We start from the raw sequence: 11301 nt of genomic DNA on the forward strand, positions 1-11301 counted from the left end.
CCCGCGGCCGGTCGGCCCTCGCACCCGCTTACGATGGGGTTCGTCTACTTCGAGGGAGGCACGACGTGGCCGAGGACCGCGACCCGGGGGCAACACCCAGCCGTCAGACCGGGGACCAGACCCCGGGAGGCGACAAGCCCATCAAGCAGCGGAAGAACGGCCTCTACCCGGCCGTCTCCGACGAGCTCGCCGACGTGATGAAGTCGGGATGGGCCGACACCGAGCTGCGCGACCTGCAGCCGGTCGAGCAGGCCCCCTACGCCGCCAAGCGGCGCGCGGCGCTGTCGGCGCGCTTCCCCGGCGAGCGGCTGGTGATCCCGGCCGGCAACCTGCGCACCCGCGCCAACGACACGGAGTACCCCTTCCGTGCCGCCACCGAGTACGTGCACCTCACCGGCGACCAGACACAGGACGCCGTCCTGGTCCTGGAGCCCAACGGCGACGGATCACACGACGCCACCGCCTACCTGCTCCCCCGCTCCTCCCGGGAGAACGGCGAGTTCTGGCTGCACGGCCAGGGCGAGCTGTGGACCGGGCGCCGCCACAGCCTGGCCGAGGCAGAGGCCCTGCTGGGCCTGCCGTGCGCCGACGTCCGCAAGGCCGCCGACGTGCTGCGCGAGGCCACCGGCCCGGTCCGGGTCGTCCGCGGCTACGACGCCGGCATCGAGGCCGCGCTGACCGACAAGGTCACCGCCGAGCGCGACGCCGAACTGAAGGAGTTCCTGTCCGAGCTGCGGCTGGTCAAGGACGAGTGGGAGATCGGCGAGCTGCAGAAGGCCTGCGACTCCACCGCCCGGGGCTTCGAGGACGTCGTCCAGGTCCTGGACAAGGCCGAGGCGACCTCCGAGCGCTACATCGAGGGCACGTTCTTCCTGCGCGCCCGCGTCGAGGGCAACGACGTCGGCTACGGCTCGATCTGCGCGGCCGGACCTCACGCCTGCACCCTGCACTGGGTACGCAACGACGGCCCGGTCCGCTCCGGCGACCTGCTGCTGCTCGACGCCGGCGTGGAGACCCACAGCCTCTACACCGCCGACGTCACCCGCACGCTGCCGATCAACGGCACGTACAGCGACATCCAGCGCAAGGTCTACGACGCGGTGTACGAGGCCCAGGAGGCCGGCATCGCCGCCGTCCGCCCCGGCGCGGCCTACCGCGACTTCCACGACGCCGCCCAGCGCGTGCTCGCCGAGAAGCTCGTCGAATGGGGCCTGCTGGAGGGCCCGGTCGAGCGCGTCATCGAGCTGAGCCTCCAGCGCCGCTGGACCCTGCACGGCACCGGTCACATGCTGGGCCTGGACGTCCACGACTGCGCCGCCGCCCGCACCGAGACCTATGTCAACGGCGCCCTGGAGCCGGGCATGGTCCTCACCGTCGAGCCGGGCCTGTACTTCCAGGCCGACGACCTGACGGTCCCGGAGGAGTACCGGGGCATCGGCGTCCGCATCGAGGACGACATCCTCGTCACCGAGGACGGCAACCGGAACCTCAGCGCCGGCCTGCCGCGCCGCTCCGACGAGGTCGAGAGCTGGATGGCCGCCCTCAAGGGCTGACGCCACCGATGCGCACACGAGGGCCGGGGCCGCGCGGAACAGATCCGCGGGGCCCCGGCCCTCGTGCTGTGCGGGCGGCGCGAGGGCCGGGCGAACCACGGGCCGGGCCGGCCCGGATCCGGCTGGGGGACCGGCTAGGAGACCTTGAGCAGCGAGTCGTCCCGCCACTTGAGGATCTTGTCGAAGCTGACGACCGCCCCGTGTCCGGGACGGTTGTGGTAGTGCACGTGGTCGACGAGCGCCTCGATCAGGAAGAGCCCGCGCCCGTGCTCGGAGTGCTGGTCCTTCTTCGCCAGCGGGCGTACGGAATGGTGCGTACGGCGCAGGTCCGGGGCGAAGCCCGGGCCGGAGTCCGCCACCTCGATGCGGCAGCGGTCGCCCTCGATGCGGGCCGTCACCCGGTACTCGCCGTGGGCGGCGTGCTCAACGGCGTTGGCACAGGCCTCGGTGAGGGCGACGCACAGATCGTAGGAGATGTCCGGGTCCACTCCGGCCGTCTCCATCGTCCCCAGCAGGAGCCGGCGGGCGAGCGGCACGCTCGCAGCCTCGCGCCGCAAGTGGAGGGACCACCAGATGCTCATGCTCAGCCTCCTGGCTGCGGCTCGACATACCGATACGTATTGCCCCGAAACGCGGTCGGTAAGCGTGCCGTTGACGTGAAGCCAGCCATACGGCGGATGCCCTCGCTCCGTTGGCGGGTGTAGGAGAGCGCCGGACTCCATAGCACAGACCGGCGTGTTCCGGGCCCCGCCGTTCTCAAGGCGGGCCCGCGATGAGAGACTGACGCCGCCATGTCTTCCCCCGTGCGCGCCGGCGCCGATCTGCGACTGCTGCGGGCCGCGGTGTTCACCGCGGTCTGCGTCGTGTTGTCCGCGGGGGCGCACATGCTGGCGTCGGGGCACGGGGTGCCCGGCTGGACGCTGGCGGTGGGCTGGCTCGCCGTCTTCGCGTTCGTCGCGCCGCTGGCCGGGCGGGAGCGCTCGATGCCCGCCATCTCGAGCGGCCTCGCGGGCGGCCAACTCGTGCTGCACGTCCTGTTCAACATGGGCGGCATCTGCGGTGGTGGCATCGCCGGGATCGCCGGGCGGTTGCTCTGCGACGAGCGGGCGGCGGCGCTGGGTTCGCACGCGCACGCCGCGGCCGGAGCGGACCACCCGTCAACCATGGCCGCGATGCCGGGCATGGGCGGAATGCCAGGCATGGGCGGAATGCCGGGTGCGCCCGGGTCTGCCGCCGAGAGCACCATGCTGGCCTACAGCCTGCCCATGCTGCTCGGGCACGCGCTCGCCGCGGTGACCGCCGGCTGGCTGCTGCGCCGCGGCGAGGCCGCGCTGTGGCGGCTCGTCGCGCTCTCGGCCCACGGGCTGGCCGAACTGTCCGGCGGCGCCCTCCGCCACGCCATGGCACTCGTACGCCGACTGCTGGCGGGGGCCCCGGCCTCGCCCCGTGCCGTCCCCGGCGCGGGGCGCGCCCATGACGGCTGCCCCGTGCCCCGCACGGTGCTGCTGCGGCACACCCTGGCCCGGCGCGGTCCGCCGGAGCACGCCCTCGCGGCCTGAACGCGACCCGCTCCACCGACGTGCGAGGGCGGAGTCGCGCGCGCCGCACGCGTGCCATCCGTCACCTTTCCTCCGTCACCTGGAGTCTTCGCTCATGAACACCCTCATGCGCCGCGCCACAGCCCTCGCCGCCGTCGCCGGGGCAGCCGTGCTCGCCACCGCCGCCCCCGCCTTCGCGCACGTCAGCGTGCAGCCCGGCGACGCCGCCAAGGGCGGCTACAGCACGATCGCGTTCAAGGTCCCCAACGAGGACGACAAGGCATCGACGATCAAGGTCGAGGTCAATCTGCCGATCGACCACCCGATCGCCTCCGTCTCCACCCAGCCGGTGCCCGGCTGGACAGTGAAGATCACCAAGAGCAAGCTCCCGACCCCGCTGAAGTCGGGGCACGGCGACATCACCGAGGCCGTCACGAAGATCACCTGGAGCGGCGGGAAGATCAAGCCCGGTGAGTTCCAGCAGTTCCCGGTCTCCCTGGGCCCCCTGCCCGAGGACACCGACCAACTGGTCTTCAAGACCCTCCAGACGTACGACGACAACGAGGTCGTGCGCTGGATCGAGGAGCAGCAGAAGGGCGAGGACGAGCCGGAGATGCCGGCGCCCGTGCTGACCCTCGCCGGCGCCGCGGGCGACGGCCACGGCGACGATGCCGCCTCGGACGACGCCTCGGGCGACCCCGGAGACGGGGCCAAGGCCGAGCCCGTCTCGGCGACCGGCGCCGCCACCGAGAAGTCCGCCTCCGCCGACTCCGGTGACACCACCGCCCGGGTGCTGGGCGTCGTCGGCATCGCCGTGGGCGTGCTCGGCGTCGCCTTCGGCGTGCTGGCCGGCCGTCGCCGCGGCACGGGCACCCCGTCCATCTGACGCACGACCGCCGGGGCGGCCGCGCATCCACCGCGGCCGTCCCGGCGCCACACCGAATCCTCCTGGGGAACCCCTGATGCGTACCACCCTCAGGGCGGCGGCCTCGGCTGCCGCCGCCGCCGCACTCGCCCTCGCCCTCGCCGCCTGCGGAGGCTCGGACGGCGCGGCGAACACCTCCGGCGCGGAGCCGGTCGTCTCGGTCGACGCGACGCCGAAGGCCGCGACCGTTCTCGACACGCCGTTCGCGAAGCCGGACATGACCCTCACGGACACACACGGCAAGACGTACGACTTCGTCGAGCGGACCAAGGGCCGGCCGACCCTGCTCTTCTTCGGCTACACCCACTGCCCGGACGTCTGCCCGACGACGATGAGCGACATCGCCATCGCCAAGTCGAAGCTGCCCGCGGCGGAGCAGGACAAGCTCGTCGTCGTCTTCGTGACGACCGACCCCGAGCGCGACACACCTGAGCGGCTCGGCGAGTGGCTGGGCGCGCAGGACACGTCCTTCGTCGGCCTGACCGGTGACTTCGCCACCATCCAGGCGGGCGCGCGCTCGCTCGGCGTGGACGTGGAGAAGCCCGTCAAGGAGAAGGACGGCAGCATCACCGTGACGCACGGCGCCCAGGTGATCGCGTACTCGCCGAAGGACGACAAGGCCCACGCGCTCTACATGTCGGGAACCACTTCCGAGGAGTTCGCCGCCGACCTGCCGAAGATCATCGCGGGACGGACGCCGTGACCGGCTCCCTGCGGCGGATCACCGCGGCGGCGGCCCTGGTGCTGCTCGGCTCCACGGCCGCCTGCTCCGGATCCCCGGACGGCCCCGAACTGGAGGTGAGGGGTGCCTACATCCCGCAGCCCGCGCTGGGGGACATGGCGGCCGGCTACTTCACCGTCACCAACACCGGCGACCGGGACGCCCGGCTGACCTCCGTCACCAGCGACCTGTCCGGCGACGTGACCCTGCACAGCACCGAGGACAACCGCATGCGCCGGGTGACCTCCTTCACCGTCCCCGCGGGCGGACGGCTCACCCTCGCACTCGGCGGCAACCACCTGATGCTGACCGACCTCGCGCACAAGCCCGTGGCCGGCGAGCGGATAGCGCTGCGGCTGCACTTCGACGACGCGGACGCCATCGACGTACGGGTCCCGGTCAAGCCCGCGGGCTACCGCCCGGGAGACTGAGGAGAGCGCCATGAGGGTGATGACGAAGTCTGCGCTGCGCCTGCTGGCCGTGCCGCTCGCCGTGCTCGGCCTGCTGTTCGCCGCCGCCGCGCCCGCCTCCGCGCACGCCGCGCTGGTGAGCTCCGACCCGGCCCAGGGAGCGGTGGTGGGGACCGCGCCGGCGCAGGTCCGGCTGACCTTCTCCGAGGGCGTGCTGCTGACGAAGGACGCCATCCGCGTCCTCGGCCCGGACGGCGGGCGCGCCGACACCGGCGGCGCGAACGACGCCGGCCGGGGGGACACCACCGCGGCCGTCGCCCTGCGTCAGGGGCTCGGCGACGGCACGTACACCGTCGCGTGGAAGGTCGTATCGGACGACAGCCACCCGGTCGCGGGCGCCTTCACCTTCTCCATCGGCGCGCCCTCGAAGACCTCGGTGCCGCTGCCCGCCGAGGAGGTGGGCGGCGGCGCCGTCGGCACCCTGTACGACATCGGCCGCTACGCCGCCTACCTCGGCTTCGCGCTGCTGGTCGGCGCCGCGTTCTTCATCGGCGTGTGCTGGCCGGACGGCGCGCGGACGCGGTCGATGCGGCGGCTGGTGGCCACCGGCTGGGCCACGATGGTCGCCGCGACGATACTGCTGCTGATGCTGCGCGCCCCCTACGTCAACGGGGGCGGCCTCGGCGACGCCTTCGACCTCGGCGGCGTACGGGACGTCCTGGACACCCGGCCCGGCGCGGCGCTGCTGTCGCGGCTGCTGCTGCTCGCCGCGGGCGCGGTCTTCATCGCCGTGCTCTTCGGCAGCTGGGCAAGGCGGGAGGACCCGGTCGAGCGCCAGGACCTCGCCTGGGGCCTGGCCATCGGCGGCGCGGTCGTGGCGGTCGGCCTGGCCGCGACGTGGGCCATGGCCGAGCACGCCTCGGTCGGCATCCAGGCTCCGGTGGCGATGCCCGTCGACATCGTGCACCTGCTGGCCATGGCCGTCTGGCTCGGCGGTCTCACCGCCCTGCTGACCGCCCTGCGGGGCGGACAGCGCGTGGAGCGGGCCGCGGTGCGGCGCTTCTCCCGGATCGCCTTCGGGGCGGTGGTGACGCTGGTCGTCACCGGCGTCTACCAGTCGTGGCGCCAGCTGGGCTCCTGGGACGCCCTGGTGTCCACCGGCTACGGGCGGCTGCTGATGGTCAAGGTCGGCCTGGTCGCCGTGCTGGTGGGACTGGCCTGGCTGTCCCGCCGCTGGACCGCGCGGCTCGGCGAGGCGGCCGTCCGCGGCAGGACGGCCGTCGCCCAGCCGGTCGGGGCGGGGCGCAAGGGCGCGGGCGGCGGGAGCGGCCACGCCTCCGAGCGCGCCGGGCAGTTGGCCCGGCAGCAGGCGGCGCTGGCCAGGGAACGCGCGCGCAAGGAGCGCGACGCCGACGCCGAGCGCACGGGCCTGCGCACGTCGGTGCTGGCGGAGGTCGCCGTCGCGGTCGTGGTGCTGGCTGTCACAACGCTGCTGACCGGCACCCAGCCGGGCAGGGCCGCGCAGGAGGAGGGCGCGGCGCGGCAGGCGTCCGCGCCGGTGGCCGAAGTGCCCGAACCGCTCGACGTGACGATCCCGTTCGACACCGGCGGCCCGGACGGCAAGGGCGAGGCGGAGATCACCATGGATCCGGGCGGCGTCGGGGCGAACGAGCTCCACCTGCTGGTGACCGCCCCGGACGGCCAAGCCTTCGACGTCCCCGAGGTACAGGTGTCCTTCACCCTGAAGTCACAGAAGATCGGGCCCCTCCCGGTGAGCCTCGGCAAGGTCGACACCGGCCACTGGAGTGCCGAGAGCGTCCAGATCCCGGCCTCCGGCGAGTGGACCGTCGCCGTGACCGTCCGGACCTCCGACATCGACCAGGTCACCCGCACCAAGGCAGTGAAGATCGGCTCATGAACGACCGCCCTCAGGATCTCTCGCGGCGCAGACTGCTCGGCACGGCGGGCGCCGCCGGCGCGGCGGGACTGCTCGTGGGCGGCGTCTCGGGCGCCGCCGGCGCGCACGCCACCCGCGACGAGGCCGCCGCGCTGACCTCGGTCGGCGCCACGACCGTCCCCTTCCACGGCCTCCACCAGGCCGGCATCACCACCCCGCTGCAGGCCCGCGGCCACCTGGTCGCCTTCGACCTGGCCGCGGGGGCCGGCCGCAAGGGCGCGGCGGCCCTGATGCGCCGCTGGTCGGCGGCGGCCGAGGCGATGACGGAGGGACGGGCGCCCACGGGCGACAACCAGATCGCCCTGGACGCCGGGCCGTCCTCGCTCACCGTCACCTTCGGCTTCGGGCGCGGCTTCTTCGCCCGGACGGGGCTGACCGCGCAGCTGCCGCAGGCCCTCGCCCCGCTGCCGGACTTCGCCTCCGACGCCCTCGACCGCCGGCGCAGTGACGGCGACCTGTGGATCCAGATCGGCGCCGACGACGCGCTGGTCGCCTTCCACGCGCTGCGCGCGCTGCAGAAGGAGGCCGCGGGCGCTGCCGTGCTGCGGTGGCAGATGAACGGCTTCAACCGCACCCCGGGCACGACCGCCGAGCCGCGCACCGCCCGCAATCTGATGGGCCAGGTCGACGGCTCCAACAACCCCCGGCCCTCCGACCCTGATTTCGACGCGCGTGTCTTCGTCCCCGCCTCCGGCTCCCCGGAGTGGATGGCGGGCGGCTCCTACGCGGTCGTCCGCCGGATCCGCATGCTGCTGGACACCTGGGACAACCTTCCCCTGGAGCGCCAGGAGAAGGTGATCGGGCGCCGCAAGGCCGACGGCGCCCCGCTGTCGGGCGGCACCGAGGCGAGCAAACCCGACCTCGACAAGATCGGACCGGACGGCCGGTCCTTCGCCATCGCGGCCGACGCCCACGTGCGCGTCGCCGCCCCCGCGTCCAACGGCGGCGCGGCGATGCTGCGGCGCGGCTTCTCGTACCACGACGGCTACCGCGACGACGGCGCGCCGGACGCTGGGCTGCTCTTCGTGGCCTGGCAGGCCGACCCGCTGAAGGGGTTCGTGCCGGTGCAGCGCAAGCTCGACCGGGGAGACGGCCTGTCCCGCTTCCTGCGGCACGAGGCCAGCGGGCTCTTCGCCGTCCCGGGCGGCGCGCGACCGGGCGAGTACGTCGGGCAGCGGCTGCTGGAGGCCTGAGGGCGTCTTCGGAGCCTGTGGAGCTCTGCCGAAGGCGCCGTGTCCGGGCGCGTGGCCCCGGTGCGCCGGCTTTCGCCCGGCGGCCGGACCGGTGCCGTGCGCGGCGGCACTTCCCGGCACCCAGGGCCGCTGGGGCCGCTGGGGCGTGGGGCCGCGGCACATCATCACCGCGGCCGGAGGGCGGGGCTGCCGGTGAGGAGTCCACTGCCGCGAGCGGACTGGCCGACTCGCGCCCTGGACGGGAGGCCCCGGGCACTCCCGCACCCCTCACAAGGGCTTCGGCGAGCACCAAGGTGGCACCGGGCGGCACCCTCCGGGTTATCCACCGCTGTCGACCAGGTTATCCACAGGCCCTCCCCGCCGGCTGGGGATAAGTCGACAGAACAAGTCGCCCAAGGAACCGCCAGATCGACAAATCGGCACACTCGCGCCAAGCGCTCCCACACACCCACAGGTCATCATTCGTCACCCCGATACCTTCGAACAACTCGATAGGGGGAAGACTTCTCACTCGAAAGTGAGGGTTAGGAGGGTTTGGAGCGGGAATCCACGGCCCCGCAACCACCCCTCGAAACGATCAGGCTCGTCCTCCACAGCCCTTCCACACCCGCTGTGGACAAGTGCGAGGAGAACCCCCCTCCCTGTGGATAACTATCTGCTCCGGACCTGCCCCAACTGCCTTTGTCCACAGGGCAGATGATCTCCCTGGAAGGGCGCGGGAATTCGGCCGACCGTAACCGGCCCGCCATTATCGGCCATACGGCATTCCCCACAGCCCCCTTTCGAAGCGGACATAGCACTAGATAAAGGACTTAACTTGTCGCGTCAGCACCCGGCGCACCGGTAGCCTGTTCCCGTGATTGACCTTCGTCTGCTTCGTGAGGACCCCGACCGTGTGCGCGCCTCCCAGCGCGCCCGTGGAGAGGACGTCGCGCTCGTCGACGCCCTGCTCTCCGCCGACGAGCGGCGCAGGTCGTCCAGTACCCGCTTCGACGAGCTCCGCGCGGAGCAGAAGGCGCTCGGCAAGCTGGTCGGCAAGGCCCAGGGCGAGGAGCGGGCCGAGCTGCTGAAGCGAGCCGAGCAGCTCAAGGCCGCCGTCAAGGCCGCCGACGCCGAGCAGCAGGAGGCCGCCGAGGAGGCGCAGCGCCTGCTGCTGCAGCTGGGCAACATCGTCCACCCGGACGTGCCGATCGGCGGCGAGGAGGACTTCGTCGTCCAGGAGGTCGTCGGCAGCCCGCGCGACTTCGCCGCCGAGGGCTTCGAGCCCAAGGACCACCTCGACCTCGGCGAACTGCTCGGCGCCATCGACGTCGACCGCGGCGCCAAGGTCTCCGGCTCGCGCTTCTACTACCTGACCGGCGTCGGCGCCCTGCTGGAGCTGGCCCTGGTCAACGCGGCCATCGCGCAGGCCACCGCGGCCGGCTTCACCCCCGTGCTGACCCCGACACTGGTCAAGCCGGAGGCCATGGCGGGCACCGGCTACCTCGGCCAGGTCGAGGACGACGTGTACTACCTGGAGAAGGACGGCCTGTACCTGGTCGGCACCTCCGAGGTCCCGCTCGCCGCGTACCACATGGACGAGATCATCGACGCGTCCAAGCTGCCGCTGCGCTACGCGGGCTTCTCGCCCTGCTACCGGCGCGAGGCGGGCTCGTACGGCAAGGACACCCGCGGCATCATCCGCGTCCACCAGTTCGACAAGGTGGAGATGTTCGTCTTCACCCGCCCCGAGGACGCCGAGGCCGAGCACGAGCGGCTGGTCGCATGGGAGAAGCAGTGGCTGTCCTCGCTCGAGCTGCCCTTCCGGGTGATCGAGCTGGCCTCGGGCGACCTGGGCTCCTCCGCGGCGCGCAAGTTCGACTGCGAGGCGTGGATCCCCACCCAGGGCAAGTACCGCGAGCTGACCTCGACCTCGAACACCACCGAGTTCCAGGCCCGCCGGCTGTCGGTGCGGCTGCGTGACGAGAACGGCACCCGCCCGCTCGCCACGCTCAACGGCACGCTGTGCGCCATCCCGCGCACCATCGTCGCCCTCCTGGAGAACCACCAGCAGGCCGACGGCTCCGTCCGCGTCCCCGAGGTGCTGCGCCCCTACCTGGGCGGCCGCGAGGTGCTGGAACCGGTCGCCAAGTGACCGCTCCCCTCCCCTACCGTCTGGTCGCGACGGATCTCGACGGCACGCTGCTCGGTCCCGACCACGCCGTCTCGGAACGTTCCCGCAAGGCGCTCGCCGCGGCCGCCGCGGCGGGCGCCGGGCACATCGTCGTCACCGGACGCCCGGTGGCCCGTACGGTGCACGTCCTGGACGCCCTCGGCTACGAGGGCCTGGCCGTCTGCATGCAGGGCGCGCAGGTCTACCACGCCGGCGAGCGCCGGCTGCTGACCTCGGTCACCCTGGACCGGCAGACCGCCCGGACGGCGCTGGCCAAGATCGAGGCCGAGACCGGCCGGCTGGCCGTGGCGGCGGCACTCGACGGCGTGGACGGCGACATCGTGCTCGGCCCCGGATACCGGCTGTTCGACTCCGAACTGCCCGTCGGCGGCACGGTGGACGACGTGGAGGGGCTGTGGGCTTCGCCCGTCAGCAAGCTCTACGTCCAGCACCCGCGGATGGGGGACGACGAACTCGCGCAGGCGGCGACCGCGGCCGCCGGAGGCCTGGTCAGCGCCGTGATGTCCGGCACGGGCATCGTGGAGCTGCTGCCGCTGGGCCTGTCCAAGGCCCGCGGGCTGTCGCTGGCCGCCCGCCGGCTGGGAGTGACCGCTGCGGAGACCATCGCCTTCGGCGACATGCCCAACGACCTTCCGATGTTCGCATGGGCGGGCCGCGGCGTCGCCATGGGCAACGCCCACCCCCTGCTGAAGGCCGCCGCCGACGAGGTCACGGCCTCCAACGGCGAGGACGGCATCGCCCTCGTCCTCGAACGGCTCTTCCCCGGCGCCTGAGCCCTGGGACGCATCCCGCCACACAGCGGATCGGGGGGGGGGGGGGGGGGGGGGGGGG

At 73.0% G+C, this 11301-nt stretch carries 10 protein-coding genes; 9 read left to right on the forward strand and 1 reads right to left on the reverse strand.

Annotated features, from left to right (window positions below):
* Positions 1 to 140 precede the first annotated feature (140 nt).
* Positions 141 to 1553, forward strand: a complete 1413-nt coding sequence (locus AC3ET4_RS25500; protein ID WP_431953331.1) for an aminopeptidase P family protein — start codon at positions 141 to 143, stop codon at positions 1551 to 1553.
* Positions 1554 to 1687: 134 nt separating this feature from the next.
* On the opposite strand, the gene AC3ET4_RS25505 is transcribed toward AC3ET4_RS25500, so the two are convergent.
* Positions 1688 to 2134: an ATP-binding protein gene (locus AC3ET4_RS25505; protein WP_431953312.1), complete on the reverse strand. Its 447-nt coding sequence runs from the start codon at positions 2132 to 2134 to the stop codon at positions 1688 to 1690.
* 210 nt (positions 2135 to 2344) lie between these two features.
* On the opposite strand from AC3ET4_RS25505, the gene AC3ET4_RS25510 reads away from it, so the two are divergent.
* The 8 genes from AC3ET4_RS25510 to AC3ET4_RS25545 all read left to right on the forward strand — a co-directional run bounded on the left by AC3ET4_RS25510 (position 2345) and on the right by AC3ET4_RS25545 (position 11243).
* Positions 2345 to 3112 carry a hypothetical protein gene (locus AC3ET4_RS25510; RefSeq protein WP_431953314.1) on the forward strand — a complete coding sequence of 256 codons (768 nt, stop codon included), beginning with the start codon at positions 2345 to 2347 and terminating at the stop codon, positions 3110 to 3112.
* 94 nt (positions 3113 to 3206) lie between these two features.
* Positions 3207 to 3977 carry a YcnI family protein gene (locus AC3ET4_RS25515; protein ID WP_431953316.1) on the forward strand — a complete coding sequence of 257 codons (771 nt, stop codon included), beginning with the start codon at positions 3207 to 3209 and terminating at the stop codon, positions 3975 to 3977.
* A 76-nt stretch (positions 3978 to 4053) separates the two neighbouring features.
* Positions 4054 to 4719: an SCO family protein gene (locus tag AC3ET4_RS25520; protein ID WP_431953319.1), complete on the forward strand. Its 666-nt coding sequence runs from the start codon at positions 4054 to 4056 to the stop codon at positions 4717 to 4719.
* Positions 4716 to 5168, forward strand: a complete 453-nt coding sequence (locus AC3ET4_RS25525) for a copper chaperone PCu(A)C (RefSeq protein WP_431953321.1) — start codon at positions 4716 to 4718, stop codon at positions 5166 to 5168. The genes AC3ET4_RS25520 and AC3ET4_RS25525 overlap by 4 nt, the downstream gene beginning before the upstream one ends.
* 10 nt (positions 5169 to 5178) lie before the next feature.
* Positions 5179 to 7065, forward strand: a complete 1887-nt coding sequence (locus AC3ET4_RS25530; protein ID WP_431953323.1) for a copper resistance CopC/CopD family protein — start codon at positions 5179 to 5181, stop codon at positions 7063 to 7065.
* Positions 7062 to 8297 carry an iron uptake transporter deferrochelatase/peroxidase subunit gene (gene efeB, locus AC3ET4_RS25535; RefSeq protein WP_431953325.1) on the forward strand — a complete coding sequence of 412 codons (1236 nt, stop codon included), beginning with the start codon at positions 7062 to 7064 and terminating at the stop codon, positions 8295 to 8297. Before AC3ET4_RS25530 ends, efeB begins: the two co-directional genes overlap by 4 nt.
* A gap of 856 nt (positions 8298 to 9153) precedes the next feature.
* Entirely contained in the window at positions 9154 to 10431 is a 1278-nt protein-coding gene (serS, locus tag AC3ET4_RS25540) for a serine--tRNA ligase (protein ID WP_431953327.1), read from the forward strand.
* Positions 10428 to 11243, forward strand: a complete 816-nt coding sequence (locus AC3ET4_RS25545) for an HAD family hydrolase (RefSeq protein ID WP_431953329.1) — start codon at positions 10428 to 10430, stop codon at positions 11241 to 11243. The genes serS and AC3ET4_RS25545 overlap by 4 nt, the downstream gene beginning before the upstream one ends.
* The last annotated feature ends 58 nt before the right edge of the window (positions 11244 to 11301 follow it).

The organism is Actinacidiphila sp. bgisy167 (genome assembly GCF_057707665.1).

Bases quoted from the DNA above. Each gene is read 5' to 3' on its own strand.
- AC3ET4_RS25530 (WP_431953323.1), top strand. From the start codon at position 5,179: ATGAGGGTGATGACGAAGTCTGCGCTGCGCCTGCTGGCCGTGCCGCTC.
- AC3ET4_RS25515 (WP_431953316.1), top strand. From the start codon at position 3,207: ATGAACACCCTCATGCGCCGCGCCACAGCCCTCGCCGCCGTCGCCGGG.
- AC3ET4_RS25520 (WP_431953319.1), top strand. From the start codon at position 4,054: ATGCGTACCACCCTCAGGGCGGCGGCCTCGGCTGCCGCCGCCGCCGCA.
- efeB (WP_431953325.1), top strand. From the start codon at position 7,062: ATGAACGACCGCCCTCAGGATCTCTCGCGGCGCAGACTGCTCGGCACG.
- AC3ET4_RS25510 (WP_431953314.1), top strand. From the start codon at position 2,345: ATGTCTTCCCCCGTGCGCGCCGGCGCCGATCTGCGACTGCTGCGGGCC.
- AC3ET4_RS25505 (WP_431953312.1), bottom strand. From the start codon at position 2,134: ATGAGCATCTGGTGGTCCCTCCACTTGCGGCGCGAGGCTGCGAGCGTG.